This window comes from Bacillus sp. L_1B0_5, assembly GCF_000836715.1.
Lineage (GTDB): Bacteria > Bacillota > Bacilli > Bacillales > Bacillaceae_G > Bacillus_A > Bacillus_A thuringiensis_S.
This window is the reverse complement of record NZ_JXIS01000052.1, coordinates 24,207-50,165: the sequence shown is the minus strand read 5'-3', so window position 1 is coordinate 50,165 and position 25,959 is coordinate 24,207. Positions and strand designations below refer to the sequence as shown.

Here is a 25,959-nt window from a genome sequence, read left to right as displayed (position 1 = left end):
TTAAAGGGGAATGAATGATGAAAAATGCTGAAAAGTTAAATCAGATTATAAAAGAAGAATATGAAAATATGAATGGTATGTTAGTAGTGCAGAAAGGTAATGTTATTTTTGAAAAATATTATAACGGTTACGGTCCAGATGATGCATTTCACATAGCGTCAGTCACAAAAACGATAATCTCTGCGCTAATTGGGATATGTATAGATAAGGGCTATATAAAAAGCGTTGATCAAAGAGTAATAGAATTTTTCCCGGAATATAACGTTAATTCATCTGAAGTAACAGTAAGCCATCTTCTAACGATGACAGCTCCACATCCATTCGTAGACTGGCAGGAACCGTTAGAAGAACTATGTACACAACAAGATTGGATACAATATACGTTAAATAGGATAGGAAGCGGCGGAGAAATTGGATCTTTTAAATATTCATCTGCAGGAGCTCATATACTATCAGCGATCATAACGAACGCAACAGGAAAAAATGCGCGTGAATTTGCGAATGAATACTTATTTCAGCCACTGGGCATGAGAGAAATTCCAAACTATAATATGAAAGCATTTGGATTTGATGACTTATTCGGAAAAGATGTGAAAGGATGGGTTCACGATCCAAATGGTATTTCGACGGGCGGCTGGGGACTAACGTTAACGGTTAGAGATATGGCGAAGTTTGCACAGATTTATTTGAATGAAGGTATTCATAATGGAAAACAAATACTATCAAAATCATGGATAAAAGAATCGACAGAAATGAACCAAAATCAATATGGTTATTTATGGCGGTTACGAGAAGAAGAGGGAATCTTTTCATACTGTGCTATGGGTGACGGTGGGAATATGATTTGTTGTATTCCGGAGAAGGATTTGGTTATAGTAATTGCTTCTGAAATTATGCCGAATGCACGGGATAGATGGGAATTGATTGTGAAATATATTCTTCCTTGTATACAGTCAAATCAATAATGATAGCAAAAAGATGGTGTGAATTGGAGTTTCATACCATCTTTTTGTTTTATGACGGAAAGTTCAGGGGAATGTAAGAATAGTGTTAATAAATGTAAATATTAAGTTTTATCGATATATGATTATTTTTTTATGTATAATGAGGACAAGGCCTAAAAATACTTAAATATTTAAGTGAATATTTTAAAAAGGGAGATTAAGGATATATGAAAAGCTTACTTCAAAAAACTTTAGCTGTTACAGGATTAACTGCTTCTTTATTAGGTATGGTTTCTTCCGTTTCATTTGCTTCGATTAGTTGGGATAATAATGCAACGTGGACAGGAAGCGGAGCAAAAGCTAAGGCAACTGCCTATACTGCGAAAAAGAACGAACCTCATTTTTACAAGATGACTGTAAGAGCTAGCTTTGATGATGGGACTTCTAAAGAGTTAGCATTGTATGATGCTAAAATTTCAGATCGTATAAACGTTAGCGTTGCATCCAAAGGACCGGTGACCAGAGGTTATTCGGGTCATGAATGGATAATGGTAGGGGATAGTGCGTACACTTCTAAGGAAATGGTAATTAAATAAAAATCAACAAAAACCGTGAAAAAGGATAAATACCATTTTCACGGTTTTTAAAATGAGGAGGATATATGAATCTAGTATTAAAAGAAATAGTGGTGAACAAAACAATATTCATTATGTTATTTATTGGATTTGTATTGACAATATGGCCAATCCTGATTGCAATATCGACGCGAGATTATTATGATGAGAAATTTTATGATAGTAAGAATGGTTATTTTAATTATTACTATTCTGTTCGACTTACTAATATGGGGGAAATCAATTTCGAACAATTTCAGACGTTAGTAGAATCTGATTTTAAAAACGCTAGTGTGATTACAAATGATATTCATATTACTATTCCGGATATCGGCCACGTAATAATGAATGGTCTCCTTAATAAAAATTGGACTCCACCTTTGTTAAAAGGTTCTCAGATGGGACAAGATGAAAAAAATAGTGTAATAGTGGGGAAGAAAATTTATAAGGATATGGAAACAATAAAATTATTTAATAAGGAATATACAGTTAAAGGCATAGCTGGAGAAAATACTGGATATGAGTATAATATTAAAATTTACGTCTCTCTAAATGACATGCCAAATGAAGTGAAACAGATGATACAAAAAGATAATACATTCCAAATGATTGTTCGTTCTAACGAAAACCCTATCAAGGAAATAGAAACTTTCATACAGCATATGAAACAGAACAATAAAGATATAAATGCCAAAGTAATTAGTGAAAAAGAGAACTATGAGAAGGAAAAAAACTCAAGTGAAGCCGTAGAAGAGTTACTCAGTTTTCCATATAGGCTTTTATGTATAGCTTTCATTACCAGTATAATAGTAAGTTATTATTGGATTTATACGAAGAAAAAAAGTTTGTCGTTAAGGAAAGCTTTGGGAGCAAGTAATGTAAATCTTTTTATTTTTATATTTAGTCAATTATTTTTATGTGCAATCACTGCATCAGCCTGTGCAATATGCATACAATGGATTTTTAGCATTTTGAGTGAAAATATTATAGAGTTTACAAGTTATAGTATTAGTTTACAGTCTACTCATATTGTAATGTGTGTATTTCTTTCACTTACTATAGCTTTTATCCTCTCTGTAATACCATTTGTATATGTGATTAAAAGTGAACCTGCTAAAGCATTAAAGGAGTAAACATGATGAGAATAAAAAGTGCGTTCCTAGCATTAAAAAAGAGATTTCTATTTTCGGTACTTCTTCTAATACAGATTACATTTGGATTAGCAACTATAACGAGTTCAATTAATGTATTTTATAATTTACACCATCTGAATGATAAATCCAGCTCGGTATTAAATGCGGATAAAACATATTTAGTTACTTTTGAAATGACGACAGATAAGTTACAAAGCAATAAATTTAATAAAGAGCAAATTCAAGAAGTTTATAAAACGATTCAACAAAATAAAGATGTGATTTCGTATGGTACATACGAGGCGAGAGTTATTGAAATAGAGTCAAGTAATAGACCATTTCAAAATAGTATGATTACTGATTTGAAACATAAAACGTTTCGCGATGACAGACCTACTATTACAACAATTTTTGTAGATGAAAATTACTATAAAATGTTACAGTTACCTTTAAAATCTGAAGAAGGTTTCTTGCATGAAGATTTTCAAAAAAATAGTGAAGAGAAAACAAAGGTTTTAATGGGTTCATACTTTAAGAAATATTTTCAAGTTGGAGATACAATTAATAATCAATATACAATTACAGGCTTTTTGCCGGAGAATAAATTTATCGTAAATAATAATACGACGAACGCATATTCGAAGTTGGATTACGTAATGATAATACCTATGTCATCTAATAGAGTTGAAAAATATGAAGCAATGTTTTTAAGACTACATCAAAGTACAGTTTTATATTTACGAAAAGATGCAGATGTAAAGAAACTAGAAGAATCAATTCAACTTAAAGGAAACGGCGGTACGTTTTATTTAAAAAATTTGGGTGATGAAATAAATGAAGATGTTACTTTTAACAGCTATTCTGAAATACCTCAACTGATAGTCGGAATCTTATTTATTTTATTCTCAATCGTCGGAATTGTAGTAACGACTATTATTTCTATCTTGATGAGAAAGCGGGAATTTGGTATAAAAATAGCTTTTGGCGAAAGTAAATTTGGAATGTTTATTCAAATTGTTCTAGAGAACATTATTGTAGCAATAGTTGGCTTAGGGATGTCACTAGTTTACTTTTCATGGAGATATGGGGTTCTATTACAAATGTCGAAGGATTTAAAGGAATCAACGGTATTAGACTTTAAATTGAATATGCCTATATTATTTTTAGTATTTCTATTCTTATTATTGATCATCGTTGTCTCAAATGTAATTGTCTTCTTATTTATTAGAAAGCTTGAACCAAAAACATTAATAGGTGGGATGGAATAATGAGTTTAATTGTATTGAAAGACATTAAGAAGGTGTATAGTAACAAGAACCATAATACGTTCGCGTTAAATGGTATAAACTTAACGATAAATAAGGGCGAAATTATAGCGATAATGGGTCGATCAGGGTCGGGGAAAAGTACGCTATTAAATGTTATCGGGTTAATTGATTTGCCAAATGAGGGTGAATATACGTTAAATGAAAAAACATTAACTGAAATTAGAGCAAATAAAGTTCATAAAACAAGAAATGAAATGATCGGATTTATTTTTCAATATTTTGCATTGTTAAAAGAACATACTGTACTGGATAATGTAGCGCTACCACTCACATATAGAAAGCTAAAGCAACGGGAAAGAAAAAATAAGGCGAAGTTCTATTTAGAAAAAGTAGGTTTAAAAGAACATATGCATAAAACACCGGACGAGCTATCAGGTGGACAACAGCAGCGAGTCGCAATTGCAAGAGCGTTAGTAGGTGAACCAGAATTAATTTTGGCTGATGAACCGACCGGAAATTTAGATAGAAAAACAGGAGAAGAAATTATGAACTTGCTATTACAACTGAATGAAGAAGGACGAACGATTATTATTGTAACCCATGATATAGAAGTAGCGAATAAGTGTAATAGAATTATTGAGTTAGTTGATGGGGAAGTTGTGCGGAGTTAGTAATTCAACAATTATATCTAATTTAAGAATCCGTATTGATTAATTTTTCAAGATGGATTCTTTTTATTTGTAGGATTAAAGTAAAATAAAAAATCCCCCGTAACTTTTTATGATAGAAATTCGTTTAACAAAAGAAACGATTTTTAATGATGAATGGGGGAGAACCATGAAAATGTTAATATTAGGTGGTACACGATTTTTAGGAAGAGCTGTTGTAGAAGAGGCTTTGAACAGAGGGCATGAAGTTACATTATTTAACCGCGGAACAAACAAAGAAATTTTTCCTGAAGTGGAGCAGTTAATCGGTGACAGAAATGATGATGTTTCAAGTTTAGTAAATCGAAAATGGGATGTTATCGTGGATACATGTGGGTTTTCTCCGCATCACATTAGAAATGTTGGAGAAGTACTTCAAGATAATATTGAACACTATATATTCATCTCTAGCCTTTCCGTATATAAAGATTGGATTCCGCATGACATAAAAGAAGACTATATATTACAACCTGAACCAACGGAAGAGCAAATAAAGGCTGTAGAAAATGGTGAAATATCTCCTTATGAGCATTATGGTGCACTGAAAGTATTATGTGAAAAAGAAGCAGAGAAGTATTGGCCGGGGCGTGTATTACACGTAAGAGCAGGACTGCTTTCAGGAATGTTTGATTATACAGATCGACTTCCATACTGGATTCAGCGTGTAGTAAAAGGAGGTAAAGTGTTAGTTCCAGGAAGAAAAAATCGTCCAGTGCAATTCGTTGATATAAAAGATGTCGCGAGATTTGGACTCGACATGGCAGAAAATAATAAAGCAGGTACATTCAATATAACAGGTCCGAATGATGAATTGACGATGGAAGAACTATTAAATACGTGTAAAAAGGTTACGAATAGCAATGCTGAATTTGTTTGGGTAGACGAATCGTTTATGAGTGAACATAATGTGCAGCCTTGGACAGAAATGCCTTTATGGATTCCAGAAACTTTTCCATTAGAAGGGGAAACGAAGCCGTGGAAAGGTGGGTTTTCTATTAGTATTGCAAGTGCTGTTAAAGAAGGACTTACTTTTAGAAGTTTAGAACATACAGTTACAGATGTGTATGATTGGATGAAGAGTTTGGACGAATGGGAGTTAAAAGCAGGTATTTCAGTTGAAAGGGAGAAGAAGTTGTTAGAAAAGTGGTATCAATAAATTAAGAATAGCCTTTTATATATAGGTGCTTGAACATAAGGGGGAGAAAAGGTGATGTGGAAAGAGATCATTCACAGTATTTCATCAAACTTAAGTTTGAAAAAACCAGCAACGAAGGATGAACTTGCTGATATACAAAAATGTTTACATGTGGAGTTACCTAATGATTTAAATCAATTATTACAGGAAACAAACGGTATAGAAGGTGAATATGGGGACTTTATTTGGTCTGTTTCAAAAATTAAAACTGAAAATATGAATATGAGAAATATAGTTGATTTTAAGGATTTATACATGCCTTTTGACTGTTTATTATTTTTTGCTGATGGCGGAAATGGTGATTTGTTTGGTTATTCCATTTTGAACGAAATCGTGCAAAGAGATGATATATATGTATGGAATCATGAAAATGATAGTAGAACTTGGGTTGCTCCTTCGTTAGAAACTTTCATGAAGTGGTGGGAAAGTGGGAAGATACCAATTTAAACATAGCATCATGAAAAACGCCTTGTTACGAAAGAAACAAGGCGTTTTTGGCAATTAACAAATCTACCAATCTATCGATTCTTCCCCATACATGTCCCATAACTTAGGAAACATCTTTTTTAATCCTTCTTCGTCATCTTCATTCCATTCTAACTTGATATCAACTTCCTCAGATTTTTCTTCTGTTTCAAACTCTTTTGCTTTCACACTATCAGCTGTGCCAATTTCTCCGTAAAACACAACGTAGTCTTTATACCGCATTAGATAGCAGTAAGACCTCCACCTCAAAATCGAGCAAATACGAGGAAGACCCGTATAAATAAGTTGTATGAATTACATTTATTATTAGATTGTGTTTGTGACTGTATTTTGGGAATTTTCTGTTGATTCGCAATGTGCGATAGTATATATTGTATATAAAGTATATATACAATATTTTTAAAAAGAGGTATTTGCATGCAAATCGTTATTACGAACACTTCAAAGGAACCTATTTATGAACAAATTGGTGTCCAAATAAAAAAACTTATTTTACTAGGTGATTTAAAGCAAGGAGATGCTCTTCCTTCAATGCGTCAGTTAGCAAAAGATTTAAGAGTAAGTATTATTACAACGAAAAGAGCATATGAAGAACTGGAAAAAGACGGTTTTATTTATTCAATTGTCGGAAGGGGGTCCTTTGTAGCAGAACAAAACATTGAAACTATGAAAGAAAAAAAATTAAAGACAGTTGAAGAAAAGTTGTGTGAAGCGATTCAAAATGCTAAGCAAATGGATGTTTCTTTAAATGATCTAAAAGAAATGCTTACAATTTTATACGAGGAGGAAAACTCTTGGAAAACGTAATAGAACTTCAAAATGTCAGTAAATCTTTTAAAGGATTTCAAATTAAAAATTTTTCGATGGAAGTAAAAAAAGGATTTGTTACGGGTTTTATTGGGGGAAATGGATCAGGTAAATCTACAACGATTAAAATGATTATGAATCTAATGAACCCGGATAGTGGAAATGTCTCCTTATTTGGCATGAACTATTCGACTGATGCGAAGCGAATTAAAGAAAGAATTGGTTTCGTTTATGATGACAATGTGTTTTATGATGAACTCACATTAAAGGAAATTACTAAAATTATTGCGCCTGCTTATAAAAAATGGGATTTTAACCAATTTACATATTATAAAGATCTGTTCGAATTACCATTAAATAAAAAAATGAAAACATTCTCCAAAGGAATGAAAATGAAAGCCTCTCTTGCAATTGCCCTTTCACATCATGCTGAACTAATTATTATGGATGAGCCTACTTCCGGACTCGATCCGATATTTAGAAGAGAATTATTGGATGTTTTACAAAATATTATGCAGGATGGTGAGAAAACAATCTTTTTCTCATCACATATTACAACGGATTTAGACCGCATTGCCGATTATATTACATTTATTCAAAATGGGAAGCATATTTTTACAAAAGATATTTATGCCATTGCAGAAGATTATATTTTGGTCAAAGGACCACTAGATATGTTAGATTTTGATACTGAGCGTGAATTTATATCTGTATGTAAGGCAAATACAGGTTTCGAGGGATTGATTGAAAATGTAAATTCTATCGAAACTTTATTTAATAAAGAAGTGGTGATTGAAAAACCAAGTTTAGAGGATATTATGTATTTCATGAAAAAGGGGGAGTCAAGATGCTTAATTTAATTAAAAAGGATTTGATTTTACAAAAAACTTTTTTACCTGCTTATCTCTTATTTCTAGTTACCTATTTGTGGGCCGGCATGGATGTAGCATATGTCATAATCATTTGTAGTGCCGTTTTTGTAATTAACACATATCAATCTGATGATAAAGATAATGCTAATATTTTAGTAAACTCATTACCGTATACTAGGAAGGAAATTATAAGTTCAAAATACGTTGGAACCTTATTTTTTACAATAGTAATCATCCCATTTTGTTTAGTTGGAAAATATTTCATTTTAGACAGCATGGAATTTCAACTTTCCTTAGAAAGTTACATCCTAGGCTTCTTGGCAGTCATGCTGATTACTGCATTTTACATCCCATTTTTTGTTGCATTTAAAGTGAAAACACTTGTACCAGTTTTTATATTTTTATCTATTGGAGTTATATATTTAATGCGAAATACTCCATATTTATTAAATAAATATGCTAATGGCGTACTGACCTTTTTAAAAGAGATTTCAGATTTGAAATTATTTCTTATATTTGCTGTTATAGCAGTGGGGTGCTATGGGATTTCATGGATATTATCTATTCGTATCTATCAGAACAAGGCTCTTTAATAGCAAGTTCTAAAAGGAGGATCATTTAAATGACATCAAAAAAAGGGCGTCCTATTCGAATGCGAAATTGGCTGAAAACTCTTGGAGCATTTTTCGTTATGCAACTAATTTTTATCATCCTTGATATGAATTCGTGGATACCGAACTTCAAGGAAGGAGGAGTTGGGGAGCGTCTCGTTAATTCAGAGTTCTTTACGGAATGGTTCGCTCCTTATAAAACAAAGCAATTTAACGTATTAACGGTAGTTATGGCTATTTTATTATTCCTAAATGTATTAACAAGTGCAATAAAAGACGCTTTTTCTAGAAAAAGAATTAATTAGCACATAAGTTGATCTTGCGTCTTTTTTAATAATGTCTTAACAATATTTAAAAACAACAGGTGAAAGATAGAGTAAAACTCCATTTATTGAAGTTTTACTCTATCTTTCACAACGATTTTCCAAAACTTATTTGATTTTTCAGTTTGCTGGATTAATAACGTTTCCATTCGTACCCTCATAATGTTTTTCTAGTGTGTCCTGTGATTGCATCATATATATACCTGTAATGATAAAGGATAAGTATAATTATCGGAAAGTTCAAAACTTATTGAATGGAATAGAAAAATTTAGTAATCTTATTTGTACAGCACATACATAATAGTTTTATAGCGATTTTAAAATAAAGTATAGGGGGCAATCGGTATGGATCTAACATTTAAAGTTGAAGAAACATGTTTTAATTATCGCGTTGGAGCAATTTGTAAACAGAATAATAAAATACTTATTCTTCAAAACAAAGGGGAAGATTATTGGTATGTACCAGGTGGAAGAGTGAAAATGCTAGAAAATAGTGAAGCTGCGTTAAAACGAGAACTTGCAGAAGAACTAGCTGTTCCTATGAAAGGGAAGAGATTAATATGGACAGTAGAAAATTTCTTTACACTTTCTGAGCGAAAGTTTCATGAGATTAGTTTTTATTATGAAGTAAAGCTACAGGAGTTACCTGCAAATGGAGCGGATCAATATATTTTGGAAGAAGAGGGTGGAATATATCTATTTAAGTGGGTACCGGTAGAAGAGTTACATGCATATAACTTACAGCCAGCGTTTATAAAAGAGAAAGTAAAGGGTATCGCAGTTCATACAGAACATATCGTTTTACAAAAATAAACGTATTCGGAGGGGAAAAGGGTGAAGGGGACTAAAAAAGAAATACATATAGATGATAAAGTAATTCGTTACACACATATCGAAAAAGGTTCCAGTACGGTTTGCTTTATGTTCTCAGGTTCAGGATACAATTACGATAAACCGTTATTTTATTATGCAACGATGTTAATGCTTGAACATAAAATAGATGTTATACATATTCATTATTCCTTTGGTGGACAATTAATGAATAAACCAATGGAAGAAGTAACGAAAGTAATGATGGATGATATTAATCCTGTAATAAATGAAGTATTAAAAGATGAGCAATACAACTATATTATGTTTTTAGGGAAATCACTCGGAACAATTCCGATTGCAAATGATTTAATGAAGAGAGAAGAATTCGCGCAGTCAAAAATGATGCTACTTACACCTTTACTGACGTTTGATACAATTTTTGATTCTATCTTACATAGTCGACACGAAGGGCTTTTAGTTATTGGGGATAAAGATCACCAATACAATGCAGATCAAATTGATCAGTTATATAAAACAACTTTAACGATTGATGTTGTTAAAAACGCAAATCATTCTGTAAATGTTGGGGAATATGAAACAAAGAATTCAATTGAAGCGATAGCAAATATAATAGAAAAGCTTAAAGAAGTTGTTAGGAAAAAATAACTTATCAATACATGCAAAAAGAGGTGCGAATTGCACCTCTTTTACTTTTAATAAGCCTTCAACACATGAAGCAAATAATCTTTCCGGTTCAGCGGATTATAATCAACACGTTTTCGAGTAGGGAAGGGAGCCATAAGCTTTGTGAAACCAGCTGGCTTCGTTGTAAATATGCCTTCTCCTTCTGTAAATGAATGTAGTATTCGTTTGAAACTCTCTGTTTTCGCAACAGGTAATGATCCTGTTAACTGATAAGAATTGTAATTGAATATAGGCTCTGCAAAAGTTGCTGGAACGGCAGCGAGCTTATACATCGCGGTACTAATTGCGTGCTCCGGTACAGTTAATTCAAACTCGTTTATTGGTTCATATACATGTGTTTCAGCTTGCTTTAAAGCATCCATTAATACGAGCGGTGTTAAGTTTCTAAAGTCACTCGCTGTTGTAACAGGACTAGCATAACCGGTATGTGTTAATGTGACGATAATATCTGTAACTTCCCAACCATATAAACCTTGTTTTAACGTTTGAAATACCGTATCTTCAATCGCTTTATGGAATGCTAAAGGTAGTGATCCGAGTTCAACCCCTAAGTGATATGTTACGCCAGAGTTAAGTTCACCACGTTCAACTTTGAATCCGACTGTTGCGTAAAATGGATTCTCTTTTTCACCCATTACTTCAACAGAATTGCCTAAGCCAATTGGTTTCTCGATACATACAACTCGCGTATTTGAAAAAGTAACTTGCAAATTATATTTCTCATAAAGTGTTGTTTCAATTATTTCTTTTTGTACCTCACCGAAAAGGCGAATGTATAGTTCATTATGAACATCATCTTTCCACACTTTAATAAGTGGATCTTCTTCACATAGCTCCATAAGTGCAGCGTATAAATCATGAATTCTTTCTTTTGATACTGCATCAATGGAAGCTTCCATTTGTGGTTCGGCAAAGTGAATATCTTTTATATAATCCGTACGTTCACCAATAATATCACCAATTTTAATATCATTCAGTCCCCACACTTTACAAAATTCACTACTAGGAACGGTAGTAGTTTGAACGGCATCTCCATTATGAAATAGGCACAGTTTTTTAATCTTTTCTTTATGGGATAGAGATTTACAGCGCTGTATATCAACATATTTTCTAACATGTAAGCTACCTGAAAAAACTCTTATATACGCAACCTTTTCTCCAGAAGGTTCACGTTCAATTTTAAAAACAACACCGGATAATGGTTCCTCTTGTGCCGATGTAAGAGCTGGCATTAGGGCCGGAAGTTTTTCAAGTATTTCAGTTACTCCTATACCTGTCATTGCTGAACCGAAAAAGATTGGATACACATTTGCTTGCTGTATTTGCTGTTCTAGTTTTTCTCTTAATAGTGCGTCCGGTATTATTTCGTTATTTACATATGATTCAAGTAATGATTCATTAAATGATGCTAACAGTTCCATACAACCGTCATATGATTTGTATTCAATGATCCGGGCTTCTTTCGTTCCTTCGTTTAGAACAGAATAGAAGGGGAATGCTTCATTTGAAAGAACCTCTTTTATTTGTTTCATAACTTTTTCAGTGTTTGCTCCACTACGATCAATTTTATTAACGAATAAAATAGTCGGTATGTTTAGTTTCTGTAATGTTCGCATTAAAATTTTTGTTTGTGCTTGCACACCTTCAACGGCAGAGATAACTAAAATCGCACCGTCTAGAACGCGGAATGATCGCTCCACTTCAGCGATAAAATCAGCGTGTCCAGGTGTATCAATGACATTTACTTTTACATCATCAATAAAGAAAGAAACGACAGATGCTTTAATCGTAATTCCGCGTTGTCTTTCTAATTCCATTGAGTCAGTTTGTGTATTACCACTATCAACTCGGCCAATTTCTTTAATCACATTCGTTTCATAAAGAATACGCTCAGTCAAACTCGTCTTGCCAGCGTCTACGTGCGCGACAATCCCTATATTTATTGTTGTCATTTGTGAATATCCTCATTTCATTTTCCATTTTCATTTCCTCATTTCTATTTGTGTATTGCCGCATTATCAATCACTCTCCAGTCATTTAAATTATTACTATTATAGTGCAATTAACATTATTTGTAACGCTACAAAGCGCCTTAATTTGGAAAAAATAAAATGAAAACAAAATGCTTGCATTCTAAATCGATATAGATTATATTAATTGACATATCAACTATTGATACATCAAATGTTTTTATTTTGATTGTAAAGGAGGGTTAATTTGACAAGTTCATGCTCAAAAGAAGCGATTATTTTATATAAATTACACTTTCTAAATAAAGAAGTAAGTTCGAAATTTGAAGGGTGTACGGGTATGAGCCAGTCTCGATTAGAGCTTATACTTCAATTATTTGAAGTAGGTGAAATTAGTCAAAAAGCACTTCAGCAAGAAGTGAATATTGATAATGCTGCGATAACAAGGCATTTAAAGCAGCTTGAGGCCAATGAAATGATTGTAAGACGTAAAAATCCAGATGATAACAGAATTACGTTAGTTTCTCTTACTGAAGAGGGACGAAATAAAATTCAGGCGTTTCAAGAGGAAAAAGAACGTTTTGCCGCATCTGCATTTAAAGGATTAAGTGAGGAAGAACGCGATAATCTTTTAAATATGTTAAATCACATTCAAGAAAATATAAAAGAATTATAAAAAAGGGAGAATACAACTATGACTAACTCAGTAAAAACAAATGATTTTAACGAAATTTTAACAGGACGTCGTTCAATTCGTAAGTACGACCCTTCAGTGAAAATTAGCAAAGAAGAAATGACAGAAATTCTTACAGAAGCAACACTTGCACCATCTTCAGTAAACATGCAACCATGGAGATTCGTAGTGATTGAAAGTGACGAAGCGAAAGCAACACTTGCGCCACTTGCGAAATTCAATCAATCTCAAGTAGAAACGTCTTCAGCAATGATTGCTTTATTTGGTGATTTAAACAACTTTGATAACGCAGAAGAAATTTACGGTACAGCAGTAGAGCGTGGACTTATGCCAGCAGAAGTAAAAGAAGATCAAATGAAAAAACTTTCAGCTTACTTCTCTATGGTTACACCAGAAGTAATGAAAGACACAGTACTAATTGACGGTGGTCTTGTAGCAATGCAATTTATGTTAGCAGCTCGTGCGCACGGCTATGACACTTGTCCAATTGGTGGTTTTGAGAAAGATCAAATCGCAGAAGCTTTCGGACTAGATAAAGACCGTCACGTACCAGTTATGTTAATTTCAATCGGAAAAGCTGCTGACAGTGGTTACCAATCAGTACGTCTTCCAATTGAAAAAGTTGCAGAGTGGAAGTAATTTTAAAGAAATAAGTGGAATATGAAAGGGGAAACACCATGATTATTATTCACGCAATATTTCAAGTAGATCCAGCAAAACAACAAGCATTTTTAGAAGAAATTCAGCCACTCATTCATGGTTCAAGAGAAGAAAGTGGAAATGTATCTTATGACTTATATAAAGATACAGAAAAAGAAAGTGTTTATACGATGGTAGAAGTATGGAAAGATGAAGCAGCAGTTGCGAGCCATAATACGAGTGAACACTTCACATCTTTCGTTAGTAAAGCAGCACAATTTTTAACTGCTCCTCTTGATATAAAAGCTTATAATGGAGAGTTAGTAAAATAATAAGGTAGAAAAAGATGACTTTAGCATATGGCTGAAGTCATCTTTTTTGTATAAGTAGAATCCATTTTGGACTCAGTTATGTTGATTGATAAGTGTTGCTCGTATCCTCAGTAACTGTGGTGAATTGTATGTTAAATTCGAACATTTGGTTTATTGGGATATTTTTCCGTGTTATAATTTTCTTGTAAATAAAAGGTAGAGGGGAGCAAGTAATGGGAGAATTTCAAAGTAATTTGCATACGGCAACGCAACTTGCAACGAAAATGAGAAATGCTTCAGATAGAATGAAAAGTGCTACTAGTCGCTCTATAAATAAGGCAACGCGTACTACACTAACTGTGAACTTCAAGGCACAAGAAGCAAATCAACAAAATTTACAGATCACGACACAATTTTGTACTGCTTTTCAACAAACAATTGATAATATCCATTCCGTAGCAAATGAATTTGAGAAAATGGATACCGGACTTCAAAAGACTTTTCAATAATGTAACAACCTACGTAAAGGGGAAAAGGTAGGGAGAAAAGATGAGTCAAGAAATTGAAACGAGAATCAGTCAATGTAATCAAAAATTACGAATTATATTTGAAGAACAAAATGAAAACCGAATCGCGCTGCAAAATCAAGAACGAGCTGAGGCTAGTTTTCATGAATGGAAAAATAGAAATAATCGTTTATTTAACCGAATACTAGAAACTTGGTATGGCGACAAAGAAGTGTTTCACCTTTTTACGAATATGCGGCAAGAGATCGGGCAGTACGAAAGAAAACTTACATTCGAATTAGAAAACGAAAAAGAGACGTTGCTTAAAGAAAAACGGCATCTCAGCGAGAAAGAAAATGACCTTTCCTCTGAACAGCAGCAACTACAAAGGGAGGCCAATACATGAGTTTAAACATGTATTTGGGAGAAGTACAAAGTCAAACTCAAAGTATGAACGCTATATGTAATGCTACGATTCAAAGTATGGAACAAGCCATTCAATCTATTGATGCATTTGCGGTAGATACAGTATTACAAGGACAAACATACAGTAGTGCAAAAGCCTACCTTGTCCAAACATTTCGGCCATTAGCGCAAGGAATCATATGCTTATGTGAAGAATTAATTCGCCAAAACGAAGCATTCCTAAATGAGTTCCAAGCAAAAGTTGCTTCAACAGATGTGATCGAACATGAAATAAGACAACAAATACAGGAAATTAATCAATCGATTGCAAGTATAGAAGCAATCGAAGTACTTACACCGATGCCTGGAGTAGACGCAATTGTAACGGTATTAAGAGAAATGAGAAAAAAACTGGAAGAAAAACTAGAGCATTTATATGAATTCAATCATTCATCCAGCAACAACTACAGCACCGCCCTCCAATTAGCAGCTAGCATCACAGCCGGACTCTCTGAAGTGCAAAGCGGGAAAGGATTTAGTCCTGTGAGTGGTACGTTTCATAGTGAAAGGTTAAATATGGAATGGGCAAAGCAAATTCAAATAACTATAGAAGAGAAAATACGGAAATCTGACAATGGTATTGGAAAAAGCGTAGACTTAGAGCACAATGTGTATAACGAAACGGAAGGAATAAGTAGCGAAAATCAATCTATCAACAATAGATTTACAAAAGAAGAGATACAAGCGACACAAAAATATCTTGAAGGGATTAAAAATGGTACAATAAAAGGGAATATAGGTGAGGATTTCCATGTTGAAACCGATGATTATGAAATGGAGCATAACATCTTTGGCCAGCCAGTCGGTGGTAGAAGGCCAGTACTCGATCCTTTTTTAATCGGTGTGGCGAAGTTTGGATTCGATTTTCTCTTTGGTGATCTTTTCACACTCTTTGACTCAGAAGCTACCTATGGTGAAAAACTCCTAGCAGTTGGAATGATGTCCCCATATGGAAAGGGTGTAAAAATAGTTGATAAACTTCATGATTTAAAAAAGGTTGGAGATGTGAAGAAAGCAACGTCTGGGAGTGTGGGGGTTACTAAGGGTACGGGTAAGACTACAGAACCATACGATGTAGTACCGTATAGGCCAAGCAATTCACCACTAGAAAATCATCATGGCGTTATGGATGTATGGGCTAAACATAATGTCCCCGATTATGTTAGTAGAGGGGCGAATACTCCAACTATAGCTTTAACTAAAGAGCAACACAATGCTACTAAAGCTGTTTATAGGCAATGGCTCTTTGATAAAACAGGGAAAAAGGTTGGAGGTAAAGTAGATTGGAAATCTGTTTCACCAAAGGAAATACAAGAATTGACGGAAAAAATGTTTGATGCTGCGAATGTACCACGTTTAGCTAGGCAAGAATATTATAGGGCTTTTAATCAATATAATTTTAGGGAGTAGTTCAGATGGAAAATATTAATCAGTTGATTAAAAAAGTAAAATCATTACCTAATTGTCGAGTTCAGGAGCCTACAGAATTACCGATAATTGATAAGAATAAGCATATGCTACCAGATGATTTAAAAGAGTTTTATAGTCTTTGTGGTGGTCTAACTTTATTTGAAAATGAGGAATATTCTATTCAAATTATTACCCCAGAGGAGTTTATTTTGGCTAATCCCGTAATTGTAGGAGAGTTATGTGAAGAAGATATTTCATCAAATTGGTATATTATATGCAATGATGGCAAGGATGAATATTTAACAATAGATCTTAGTGAAGAGAGATTAGGTAGATGTTATGATAGTTTCTTTGATCGACATGGAATAGTTGGAGAGACGCAAATTATCGCAACTTCATTCACTGACTTACTTGAAAAACTTATTAAGAACAATGGACAATATTGGTATTGGCTAAAGAGTGAATTTGAATCACTTGGAGATGCTTATGATGATCAAGAGTGAAAAAGAGAGTCTTTTAAGTGGGATAAGAAAGTGAAAAGGTGTTTGAAAGTAGGTACTCTATGATAGTTGAACCATCATGGAGTACTGTGAATGATAGAATAGAAAAAGAAGTACGAGCTTAGGCGAGATGACATTTTACTGTACGACGAATATAAAGACATGGAATGGGCATAAAACTAACGAACTCGTACAAACTCGTAAGGTTTAACGTAGTAATTGTCATAACATACAAAAGGTGTCATGATAACTACTACAATACTTACAAATTTATGTTACTTAAAAACATATGAACTTAAAGCACTTGATGTCAATTAAAGGCAACAAGTGCTTTTTATTTTAAGATTACAACATAGGGTAAGGCTGATACTAGATTTGCCTATAAGAATAATCCTATGGATAATCCAAAAGCGGTAAAAGATATACTTGAAAATTCAAGTGCAGTTTATGCGTTTTCTCCAAGTCAAAAATCGGAGAGTATAGCTGGATTTACTGATTCACTAGACTAGATAAACTCAGAACAAGTGGCTCAGGCAACAGGGGTATCATGATAAAAATGATGGAGTAAGTATGGATATGGAACACCATCATCCAGGAAAAAGGGGAAGAAACCGTCAAACTGACTGGAAAGAAATTAGGTGCCTAACTTAACCGTGAACCACGTGATGCTTTAGCTCGGGAGATAATTGATGCAAGGAATATTTATATAAAAGAAGGACTTTACACTCCTGAGATACGTTCAGGACTATTAGAAGTAATAAAATTAAATAAAACAAAGTACCCAAATATTTTTGACAGACAATAGGAGGTGGGGAAAGTTGGACATTTTAGTCGAACTTACCGAATTAAAGAATAATCGTTTATTAAGAGATGAGAATGAAGTAGAAAAATTTGAAAAATCTATTGGGAATATTTTAGAAATGGAGGATGTTAACCATATAGAAGTATTGTGTCAAGGCTTTGATGATTTAACTGAAAATGATGAAGTAATGTTTGGTTTAATTCATGCTATAGAGTCGTATGACAAGATTGTTAGTTCTGAAGTTTCACTGAAAGTGTTAGCTAATTCTATTCCTAAGATGATTCCTCATGCTAAGGAATGGTTAAAGATACTTCACAAAAGAATATTGAATCATGAACCATCGAGGAATATTTATAAAAAAATCATCCCTACATTAAACAATGATATTCAGAAATATGTTGTTTCTCAATTAACTAGTATTAAAGAAAGAAACCCAAGTCGTTTTGAAGAAAGTGTAAATTCAATATTAGATTTTTTAAAGTAAGTTAAAAACCTTGACTGGCTAAATGCCTTTCAAGGTTTTTTAGTAAACTAAAAGGTTTTACTTTTTGAAGATTTCACATGTAAATCAAAACTTATAATAGTAAATTGATATTCAAATATAGCGACAAAACTTACAGAATAATAGTTATCTATTAAATGAAACTACAATTCATAAGTGTTGATTTCTTTTTCTACCATTTTAAAACAAATATTATATTACTCCTGAGATTAACGCAAATAGCTACCACAATATTAGGCGATAAGGTACTAAATAAAGTAGGACATATCGCAAAAGGAGCAAAAGCATAAAGTGGAGTAAGTACATTTGCTAATGCAGTAAAACTAGCAAAAGAATTGAAGCCTACCCTTGAAATGTTACAATCATTTAAGAGAAATGCTTCCTATGCATTCTCTAGTGTTGGTGGAACTATTGTAACTAAAATACCTCAAGGCGAATTATTAGAAGCTTTTTATAAGTTTGCGAAGTCTAAAGATGGTGGTAAGGGTAAACCTAGCAGTAACAAAAATACAAATGTAGACAATTTTGATGCAAAAACAGCTACAAATAAGCAAAAAGGGAATTATGGTGAAATAAAATCTAGTGACAATTTATTGAATAATCAAAGTTTAAAAGAAGCTGGATTTGATTTAAAGCCAGTCGGAAAAAGTGCACCAACAGGTATAAATGATAAAATAGTAAAAGGAATTGATGGATTATACGAAAATGCAAATCCAAATTCAAATATTAAATATGTTATTGATGAAGCTAAGTTTGGTAGTTCACAATTGGGGAAAACTAAAGATGGACGACAAATGTCAAATGATTGGTTGAACGGTTCTGAAACTGGAAAAAGTAGAATATTGAAAGCTGTTGATGGAGATGAAGTATTAGCAGAAAAGATTGCGAATGCATTGGAAGATAGTGAAGTTGAAAGAGTATTATCAAAAGTCGATAGTAGTGGAAACGTAAAAACATATAGGTTAGATGAAGAAGGAAACAATATTGGAGAATGGCCATAATTTAGAAGCTAGGAGGAATTAAATAGAATGAGAGATCAATTGTGCATAGAAGAAAAATGTAAAAAAGGAATAGAACTCCATAAAAAGTTTATTGAAGATAATAGAGAGGAGATTAGAAGTTTAGAAGAAGATGAAAAGAATGGTATACAAAGAAAGCCTAAAGATAATATAAGTATTATAGAAGGAAGATATTTAAGGAATTTTATACATGAGATGAACGACATTAGAGCAATGTATTCTTTAGGAGAAGACATTAGCACAATGGAAGTATATTTTTATAATGCAATGGATGATTTAGAGCATACAGGGACTAGCAAAGTGGGTTATATATATATGCTTTGGATAATTTCTTTAGGAATTTTGTTAGAGACGGATAAAAAGAATATAGAAAGATTAAAAAAGATAGTTGATAAAAAAAATGTGAACGACGCAGTAATTGATTTCCTCTTATGCGCTAGTGATATCGGATACACAAAAGTGACGAATAGATATTATAAAGAAAATCCATATGCAAAAACGAGAGAGATTATAGAACTTGCACAAACAGATAAAAAAGAAGCATCTAAAAGATTACAAACGTACATGGAGAAAGAATGGTTTAAAGGCCATTATGATTATGAATGGAAAAATGCGCATAAAGAACCTGGATATGTAGGGTATTGGAGCTTTGAGACAGCTGCAATAGTAAAGATACTCGAACTTGATGATACAAGTTTAAAAGGTAATAACCATTATCCATATGATTTGGCACATTATAAAAATGAAATGAAATTCAAGCATATAGACCTAAGTGAATATCACTATGAAGATGAGACAGAAGAAATCGAGGATATAGTAGAAGGAATTGAACATAATCCTGCATTGGAAAATATTATTCCGCCAAAATGGCATTCATTAGTCAATGAATTAATACATGATTATGAGAATATGGATGATAGTAGTTTTTATGAGAAATACAAAAAAACAATAGGAATAGGTCAAGTGTGGTTCTTACCACAAGAGTATGAAGAAGAAAATGAGCAAAAAAATCTATTAGGAAGTTTAATTGTGTTTGCCCTGACGGTAAGAGATTATATATTACAATTGGACTATAAAGAAGATTTAGAGGACTACATTGATAATCTTAAAAATTTCTGGAATGGATCAGAAACAAAGTTAATTCAATTTATGTTAGAGAATGATCAAAATTATTATGCATGGGTACCAAAAGAAGCAAACATCCCAAATATGTATGAAGTAAAGATTGAGAGTGTCGATGTAGAGGAAGTTCTATAACGATAAAATAGAAATAGTTTTCATTATATGTAATATTAGAATGCATTTTACTAGTTAATTGAAAATAATGCATGCGTGGGAGAAAAAAGGATGTATTGTTACTAAAAATTAGAGGGAAAGAAGGCTGTTGGATTGAGTTAAGCACCTCATTGTAAATATACGGCAATAGGTGCTTTTTTGCGTGCAATGAAGAAAAAATAAAAGATTCATTTTCACTATATTTCATCTTCGAATTACATGTTATAATTTGGAAAAAATATATTCTTAATTTTTAGAAAATTAAAAGGTGTAGATAATATATGAGTACATTAAACAAGATTACTAACAATATTTCGAAAGTTATTATAGGAAAAGATGAATCGATTGAACTGGCAGCTATAGCTCTTATAGCAAGAGGACACATTTTATTAGAGGATGTACCTGGGACAGGAAAAACAACATTAGCGAAAAGTTTGGCTAAAAGTGTGGACGCTAAATTTCAAAGAATACAATTTACAGCGGATACTTTGCCTGGAGATGTTATTGGCCTTGAATATTTTCATGTGAAGGAATCGGATTTTAAAACGAGATTAGGTCCTATTTTTGCAAATATCGTATTAGTGGATGAAATTAATCGAGCTGTACCGAGAACACAATCTTCGTTACTTGAGGTTATGGAAGAGCGTACTGTTACAATTGCGAAACAGACATATTCATTACCAGAATCTTTTTTAGTTATAGCAACGCAAAATCCACTCGAATCAGCGGGCGCATTTCCTTTACCAGATGCTCAGTTAGACCGGTTTTTACTCACAATACGCCAAGGTTATCCTACGAGAGAAGCTGAAAAGGAAATGATGAATCGGTTTCAAATGAATGATCCATTAGAAACGTTACATTCTATTATTTCAAGTGAAGAAATTATTACGATGCAAAAGCGTGCAAGAGAAGTGTTAGTAGGGAATGATGTGCAAGATTATCTTCTTGAAATTATTGAAGCAACTCGTAACCATGAGTTAATTGAAATTGGTGTAAGCCCCCGGGGAACGTTGGCATTTATGAGAGCGATTCAAGCACGTGCAATATTAAATGAAAGAGATTATTGTACGCCAGATGATATTAAGACGCTCGCTGCATCCGTTTGTGCTCATCGTTTAACGTTAACAATTGAGAGAGAGATGAAAACGACGAAAGAACAAATTATGAAAGAAATTCTTCATACGATTAGTGTGCCAGTGGAGAATGTACGATGAATCAACAGCTTGTGTATACACCTTTAGCGGAGCCTTTCGTAATGGGGGTTATGTCAGTTGTAGCCGTTATTTTAAGTGTATTTTCAAGTAATCTACTGTTTTTATCTCTCGCATTTTTATATGTAATTTTAATAGGTGCTATGCATGTATACATGCGTAAAGTATCTCGTGTTGTATGGGAATACAGTCAAGGGAATTCGAATGTTTTTATAGGTGAAACGAATATGTGCAAAATGAAAATTTCAAACAGGTCGATATTTCCTATTCTTAATATCGTATTTCGATTTAAATGTGAAAATAAGCTAACTTGGAATCATGATGAAATAAACAAAAATCATAGTACAGGTTCAAATTATTATATGAATTTTAATTTAAAAGGAAGGGAGTCAGTTTCATTTGATTTTCAAGCTGTAGCGTTAAAAAGAGGCATCGCGAAATGGGAAGAAGTTGAAATTGTTATTACTGATCTCTTTGGATTTATAACGAACCATATAACATATAAACAAGTTGATACGCCCTCTTATTTAGTCTTACCAGCTGTTCCGAAAATACAAGTTCCTGAATTACAAGAATGGTTACGAGGATTTCGAAAAGCGATTTCTTCACCCTTATATGATGAAACGAAAGTAATGGGAGTAAAGTCTTATGAAAATGAAGATTTTCGTTCCATCCACTGGAGTGCAACAGCGAAAGCAGGGATGATAATTGCGAAAAAGTATGAGCGAACACAATGTGATAAATACGCGATTTATCTCAACTTGCAAAATAAAAGTGGTGTTTCTTTGCGAAATGATACAGAGGAACTAATTGAATTAACAGCGGGTATATGCAAACAACTTCTTATGCAAAACTGTTCGTTTGAAGTATGGATCAATAGTGTAAAAGATAACGGTTTGCTACATATAAAAAATGGGGATAATCGGAAACATTTGCAAAATGTATTAAGGGTACTTGCCTCGATATCAGACCAAGATACGCCTATATCTTCTTCTTACTTTTACACAGCTGGTTTTCGTCGAAAGGAACTGGATGCGGTTCCTTTAATTATTGGTACTTCACCAAAGAAATACAGTAGAACGAATAAATGGATTGTAATTAAAGAATAAGAAGGGGTTTATGTCATGGTTAATAAAGAGAGACATATGGAAGTAAAGTTGTGGAGTGTTAGAGTATTAATACTACTTTTCTTTACGGTTAGTGCGATAACGTTTTCACAAGGTGTTGTGCATGTACAAGACATAGTAAAAGGGCTTTTTTCTAGTAAGACGGAGACAATATCAGAAAGAAATTATGATTTTACTAGTGTAGACTCACAGTTTGATGAACCTGAAAGAATTATAGATGAAGAAACAGGAGTTGTAGATACAAGAACAAAAATAGATAGGGAAATTCCACTTTTTGTACGAAAAAATTCATGGACTGATGTGTTTTCTGTTCTTTCAAATTCATGGATTAGTGTCGTTTTTTATGTAATTATTGCAGTGGTTATTCTATATGTTTTTTATAAATTATTGAGGAAAAAGGTAACGAAATCAGAAATACAACAGGATAAACAATCGATAACAAAAGAAAACACGGATAGAACTGAAAAGAACAAGAAAGTGAAGCATCAGTTTGAACAGCCGTTACCGACAGATACGATAAGAAAAACGTTAGTTGAATGGGAAAGAACATTACCATTTCATGAACAGAGAAGATCCTATGAAACGATGCAACAGTGGTTAAAAAGAATTAGTAGAACGAGAAATATTACTTCGCTATATGAGTCTGTTCGTTATGGTGAAAAGACGTATACGGAGTTAGATGTGGAAAAAATAATGAAGTGGGTAGAGGGAGATGGGAAGGTGGATATGTAAATATCCACCTTTACTTTTTAGTATAGAAATTTGATTATCATGAATCATTTTCAAATATAAAACTGCCTTCAAATAAGAAAATGAAATTAACTGTAAATTAACTTTATTTACTTATACTTCATTACATGTTAACCTATACTTAATTTTTATAAATTATAATTAATTTTTGATTTTTTAAGGGTGTGAAAATGTAATGAAATCGGTATTAAAAAGCATACTTATTTCCTTTGTTTTTTCAGCAGTAGGTATGTGTTGGTTGCTGTTCTTATTATTTCAAGGGGACGGTGATTGGTTATTATCTTGGATAGGCGTATTAATGTCATATTTATCTTTATATACTTTAATAGATTTATACTGTAAAAATACATACGATAAAAAATTAAATAAATGGCTTATAAAAACAGCGGTAACTAGCTTTAGTTTTGCAGTATTAGGAATCTCATTTTGCATCATACATGAGCTATTGACACCATGGAGTCTTAGTTTAATGGTGTGGTATTGGTTGCTAATGTTAGTATTATTTTTAACGACTATAATATCATTAATCAGTTTAGTATTTGTTAATCGTAAAAATCACAATTTCAACGTTGGATATAGAATGCTCATACTTCTAAATGTATTTCTTACATTAGGACCAGTATTATGGCCGTTATTACTTTCTATTATTGGAAATGGTATGAATGCTAGTGCGGGCTGGTAAAAAGGAATTTAGATTAGTTGTGTAAAGAATAGGATGAAAAGTTGATATAGAATTTTAAATGTTTATGAGAACATGTTTACATAAAAAATGAAAACATGTTCTCTTTTTATTTGCATGCATAACTCTACCTCAATTTACCCTATTTAAATTTAAACGTAAGTATTTTGTAAGGAATGAATAAGAAAAAAGAGAGATTTATCGTATAGGATGAAAGTATAGCTTGAATCAATACGATATTAATAGAGGAGAGAAAGCCTTATGAAAACACGTAATCAAATTAAGTTGGCAAGTTTAGCAGTTTTATTAGCGGGTACTACTTTATTTACACCTGGTTTTACTGTGAAAGCAGAGTCTACTCAAAATATTTCTAATTCGTCACAAGAACCTAATCAAAAGAATCGGAATGGATGGAAACAAGTAATGCAGGAAACAATACAAATTGGGGCACCAGGGGTATTAGCTAAGACGTCTAATAAAGGGAAAGTTAATAGTTATACTGCTGGCGTGGCGGATTTAATTACAAAGAAACCGGTGAAATCGGATTTTCGCTTTCGGATTGGTAGTGTGACGAAAACTTTTACCGCCACGACTGTTCTTCAATTAGTAGGAGAAAATCGCGTACAACTTGACGATCCAATTGAAAAGTGGCTGCCGGGTCTCGTGCAAGGAAATGGGTATGATGGAAATCAAATTACGATACGACAACTTTTGAATCATACGAGTGGTATCGCTGAATATTTAAAGTCAAAAGACGCTGACGTAATGAATTCGAAAAAAACGTATACAGCAGAAGAAATAGTGAAAATAGGCCTTTCTCTGCCTCCAGATTTCTCGCCCGGCAAAGACTGGTTGTATTCAAACACAGGATATGTAATATTGGGAATGCTTATTGAAAAAATAACTGGTAATAGTTATGCGGAAGAAATTGAAAAGCGAATTATTGAACCTCTGGACTTGCCAAATACGTTTTTACCAGGAAATTCACCCGTCATCCCAGGAAAGAATCATGCTCGTGGATATGTGAAAATGGAAGAAACAGGCGAGTTGAAAGACATTACGTATTATAATCCGAGTTTAGCTAATGCAGCTGGAGATATGATTTCTAATGCGGATGATTTAAACAAATTCTTTTCATCTTTACTCGGTGGTAAGTTACTGAAGGAACGCGAGCTAAAAGAAATGCTTACTACAGTTCCTGTAGAAGGAAAAGGGGTTGGGGATGGATATGGTCTTGGAATCTATGAGACTAAACTTCCAAATGGTGTCTCAGTATGGGGGCACGGAGGATCAATTCCTGGGTTTATGACTTTTGCTGGTGGAGTAATTGGAGGCAAGCATACATTTGCTGTCAATGTTAATTCTTTAGGTCCGGTTGATATTCTTACACAGTTTGATAAAATGATGCAAGTTGAATTTAATAAATAGATGAAGAAAAAGCGAATAGGTTTCTGCAATAGCTGTAAATAAAAGAGATGCTTTTTAAATTTCACAAATAAGGACAGTATTAACATTCATAATATGGTATTAAGTATATGTAGAACATAAATATGATACAAGTGTATTTCAAAGTGCAATTCAATCTTATAGTTTAGTTTAAAAAGGATGTCAGTTGCATGAC

29 protein-coding genes and 2 pseudogenes are annotated in these 25,959 nt (G+C 33.1%); 28 read left to right on the top strand and 3 right to left on the bottom strand.

The features are described from left to right. Nucleotides 1-17 precede the first annotated feature (17 nt). The 7 genes from RT27_RS18735 (at nucleotide 18) to RT27_RS18705 (ending at nucleotide 6,308) form a co-directional block, all read left to right on the top strand. Complete coding sequence (locus RT27_RS18735) at nucleotides 18-965, top strand: serine hydrolase (RefSeq protein WP_029442685.1); 948 nt, start codon at nucleotides 18-20, stop codon at nucleotides 963-965. Nucleotides 966-1,171: 206 nt separating this feature from the next. Then, nucleotides 1,172-1,540, top strand: coding sequence for a hypothetical protein (locus RT27_RS18730; protein WP_023522327.1), 369 nt, complete (start codon nucleotides 1,172-1,174; stop codon nucleotides 1,538-1,540). 65 nt (nucleotides 1,541-1,605) lie between these two features. Continuing rightward, entirely contained in the window at nucleotides 1,606-2,691 is a 1,086-nt protein-coding gene (locus tag RT27_RS18725) for an ABC transporter permease (RefSeq protein WP_043936995.1), read from the top strand. A 2-nt stretch (nucleotides 2,692-2,693) separates the two neighbouring features. Further along, complete coding sequence (locus RT27_RS18720) at nucleotides 2,694-3,959, top strand: ABC transporter permease (RefSeq protein WP_042968976.1); 1,266 nt, start codon at nucleotides 2,694-2,696, stop codon at nucleotides 3,957-3,959. Continuing rightward, complete coding sequence (locus RT27_RS18715) at nucleotides 3,959-4,630, top strand: ABC transporter ATP-binding protein (protein ID WP_043936994.1); 672 nt, start codon at nucleotides 3,959-3,961, stop codon at nucleotides 4,628-4,630. The genes RT27_RS18720 and RT27_RS18715 overlap by 1 nt, the downstream gene beginning before the upstream one ends. A 166-nt stretch (nucleotides 4,631-4,796) precedes the next feature. After that, nucleotides 4,797-5,822 carry an SDR family oxidoreductase gene (locus RT27_RS18710; RefSeq protein ID WP_043936992.1) on the top strand — a complete coding sequence of 342 codons (1,026 nt, stop codon included), beginning with the start codon at nucleotides 4,797-4,799 and terminating at the stop codon, nucleotides 5,820-5,822. A gap of 54 nt (nucleotides 5,823-5,876) precedes the next feature. Continuing rightward, on the top strand, nucleotides 5,877-6,308 hold the full coding sequence (locus RT27_RS18705; RefSeq protein ID WP_016081110.1) for an SMI1/KNR4 family protein: 432 nt from the start codon (nucleotides 5,877-5,879) through the stop codon (nucleotides 6,306-6,308). Nucleotides 6,309-6,371: 63 nt separating this feature from the next. Here the strand turns inward: RT27_RS18705 and RT27_RS18700 are convergent, their stop codons facing one another. Then, on the bottom strand, nucleotides 6,372-6,569 hold the full coding sequence (locus RT27_RS18700) for a hypothetical protein (RefSeq protein ID WP_016081111.1): 198 nt from the start codon (nucleotides 6,567-6,569) through the stop codon (nucleotides 6,372-6,374). Nucleotides 6,570-6,764: 195 nt separating this feature from the next. On the opposite strand from RT27_RS18700, the gene RT27_RS18695 reads away from it, so the two are divergent. The 4 genes from RT27_RS18695 to RT27_RS18680 are packed head-to-tail and all read left to right on the top strand — an operon-like array spanning nucleotide 6,765 to nucleotide 8,942. Further along, nucleotides 6,765-7,154 carry a GntR family transcriptional regulator gene (locus tag RT27_RS18695; protein WP_001167593.1) on the top strand — a complete coding sequence of 130 codons (390 nt, stop codon included), beginning with the start codon at nucleotides 6,765-6,767 and terminating at the stop codon, nucleotides 7,152-7,154. After that, on the top strand, nucleotides 7,142-8,014 hold the full coding sequence (locus tag RT27_RS18690; protein ID WP_043936988.1) for an ABC transporter ATP-binding protein: 873 nt from the start codon (nucleotides 7,142-7,144) through the stop codon (nucleotides 8,012-8,014). Before RT27_RS18695 ends, RT27_RS18690 begins: the two co-directional genes overlap by 13 nt. Continuing rightward, nucleotides 8,002-8,619: an ABC-2 transporter permease gene (locus RT27_RS18685; RefSeq protein WP_016081112.1), complete on the top strand. Its 618-nt coding sequence runs from the start codon at nucleotides 8,002-8,004 to the stop codon at nucleotides 8,617-8,619. Before RT27_RS18690 ends, RT27_RS18685 begins: the two co-directional genes overlap by 13 nt. A 29-nt stretch (nucleotides 8,620-8,648) precedes the next feature. Then, nucleotides 8,649-8,942, top strand: coding sequence for a YfzA family protein (locus RT27_RS18680; RefSeq protein WP_029442680.1), 294 nt, complete (start codon nucleotides 8,649-8,651; stop codon nucleotides 8,940-8,942). 98 nt (nucleotides 8,943-9,040) lie between these two features. Here RT27_RS18680 and RT27_RS33730 read toward each other — a convergent pair. Beyond that, a pseudogene (locus tag RT27_RS33730) lies at nucleotides 9,041-9,109 on the bottom strand (molybdenum metabolism regulator); the annotation flags it as partial. Between the two features lie 196 nt (nucleotides 9,110-9,305). Between RT27_RS33730 and RT27_RS18675 the strand changes: the two are divergent. Further along, nucleotides 9,306-9,773, top strand: a complete 468-nt coding sequence (locus tag RT27_RS18675) for an NUDIX hydrolase (RefSeq protein ID WP_043936986.1) — start codon at nucleotides 9,306-9,308, stop codon at nucleotides 9,771-9,773. Nucleotides 9,774-9,794: 21 nt separating this feature from the next. Then, nucleotides 9,795-10,439, top strand: coding sequence for a hypothetical protein (locus tag RT27_RS18670; RefSeq protein WP_043936984.1), 645 nt, complete (start codon nucleotides 9,795-9,797; stop codon nucleotides 10,437-10,439). A 47-nt stretch (nucleotides 10,440-10,486) separates the two neighbouring features. Here RT27_RS18670 and RT27_RS18665 read toward each other — a convergent pair whose 3' ends face one another. Continuing rightward, nucleotides 10,487-12,430 (bottom strand): TetM/TetW/TetO/TetS family tetracycline resistance ribosomal protection protein, encoded by a 1,944-nt coding sequence (locus RT27_RS18665; RefSeq protein ID WP_043936983.1) that lies wholly within the window; start codon nucleotides 12,428-12,430, stop codon nucleotides 10,487-10,489. Nucleotides 12,431-12,695: 265 nt separating this feature from the next. On the opposite strand from RT27_RS18665, the gene RT27_RS18660 reads away from it, so the two are divergent. From RT27_RS18660 to RT27_RS18590, 15 genes and pseudogenes are all read left to right on the top strand, one after another. After that, nucleotides 12,696-13,124, top strand: a complete 429-nt coding sequence (locus tag RT27_RS18660; RefSeq protein WP_000204162.1) for a MarR family transcriptional regulator — start codon at nucleotides 12,696-12,698, stop codon at nucleotides 13,122-13,124. A gap of 18 nt (nucleotides 13,125-13,142) precedes the next feature. After that, nucleotides 13,143-13,781 (top strand): nitroreductase family protein, encoded by a 639-nt coding sequence (locus RT27_RS18655; protein ID WP_016122744.1) that lies wholly within the window; start codon nucleotides 13,143-13,145, stop codon nucleotides 13,779-13,781. Between the two features lie 38 nt (nucleotides 13,782-13,819). Continuing rightward, on the top strand, nucleotides 13,820-14,113 hold the full coding sequence (locus RT27_RS18650) for a putative quinol monooxygenase (RefSeq protein WP_000583804.1): 294 nt from the start codon (nucleotides 13,820-13,822) through the stop codon (nucleotides 14,111-14,113). A gap of 212 nt (nucleotides 14,114-14,325) precedes the next feature. Further along, nucleotides 14,326-14,601, top strand: coding sequence for a TIGR04197 family type VII secretion effector (locus RT27_RS18645; RefSeq protein ID WP_043936979.1), 276 nt, complete (start codon nucleotides 14,326-14,328; stop codon nucleotides 14,599-14,601). A gap of 40 nt (nucleotides 14,602-14,641) precedes the next feature. After that, entirely contained in the window at nucleotides 14,642-15,004 is a 363-nt protein-coding gene (locus RT27_RS18640; RefSeq protein WP_029442674.1) for a DUF3958 family protein, read from the top strand. After that, nucleotides 15,001-16,473, top strand: coding sequence for a T7SS effector LXG polymorphic toxin (locus tag RT27_RS18635; protein WP_043936978.1), 1,473 nt, complete (start codon nucleotides 15,001-15,003; stop codon nucleotides 16,471-16,473). Before RT27_RS18640 ends, RT27_RS18635 begins: the two co-directional genes overlap by 4 nt. Before the next feature lie 5 nt (nucleotides 16,474-16,478). After that, nucleotides 16,479-16,976 carry an SMI1/KNR4 family protein gene (locus RT27_RS18630; protein ID WP_043936976.1) on the top strand — a complete coding sequence of 166 codons (498 nt, stop codon included), beginning with the start codon at nucleotides 16,479-16,481 and terminating at the stop codon, nucleotides 16,974-16,976. 815 nt (nucleotides 16,977-17,791) lie between these two features. Next, a complete protein-coding gene (locus tag RT27_RS18625) occupies nucleotides 17,792-18,259 on the top strand; it encodes an Imm30 family immunity protein (RefSeq protein ID WP_043936975.1) in 468 nt (155 codons plus the stop codon). A 227-nt stretch (nucleotides 18,260-18,486) separates the two neighbouring features. Next, nucleotides 18,487-19,278 (top strand): annotated as a pseudogene (locus RT27_RS33715) (cytoplasmic protein); the annotation flags it as partial. Between the two features lie 27 nt (nucleotides 19,279-19,305). Further along, nucleotides 19,306-20,553, top strand: a complete 1,248-nt coding sequence (locus tag RT27_RS18615; RefSeq protein WP_043936973.1) for a PoNi-like cognate immunity protein — start codon at nucleotides 19,306-19,308, stop codon at nucleotides 20,551-20,553. 299 nt (nucleotides 20,554-20,852) lie between these two features. Continuing rightward, nucleotides 20,853-21,785 (top strand): MoxR family ATPase, encoded by a 933-nt coding sequence (locus RT27_RS18610; RefSeq protein WP_043936971.1) that lies wholly within the window; start codon nucleotides 20,853-20,855, stop codon nucleotides 21,783-21,785. Further along, a complete protein-coding gene (locus RT27_RS18605; protein WP_043936969.1) occupies nucleotides 21,782-22,891 on the top strand; it encodes a DUF58 domain-containing protein in 1,110 nt (369 codons plus the stop codon). The genes RT27_RS18610 and RT27_RS18605 overlap by 4 nt, the downstream gene beginning before the upstream one ends. A gap of 15 nt (nucleotides 22,892-22,906) precedes the next feature. Then, complete coding sequence (locus tag RT27_RS34835; RefSeq protein ID WP_043936968.1) at nucleotides 22,907-23,641, top strand: hypothetical protein; 735 nt, start codon at nucleotides 22,907-22,909, stop codon at nucleotides 23,639-23,641. A 193-nt stretch (nucleotides 23,642-23,834) separates the two neighbouring features. Continuing rightward, a complete protein-coding gene (locus RT27_RS18595; RefSeq protein ID WP_043936966.1) occupies nucleotides 23,835-24,341 on the top strand; it encodes a DUF3902 family protein in 507 nt (168 codons plus the stop codon). Nucleotides 24,342-24,599: 258 nt separating this feature from the next. Next, nucleotides 24,600-25,766, top strand: a complete 1,167-nt coding sequence (locus tag RT27_RS18590; RefSeq protein WP_043936964.1) for a serine hydrolase domain-containing protein — start codon at nucleotides 24,600-24,602, stop codon at nucleotides 25,764-25,766. The last annotated feature ends 193 nt before the right edge of the window (nucleotides 25,767-25,959 follow it).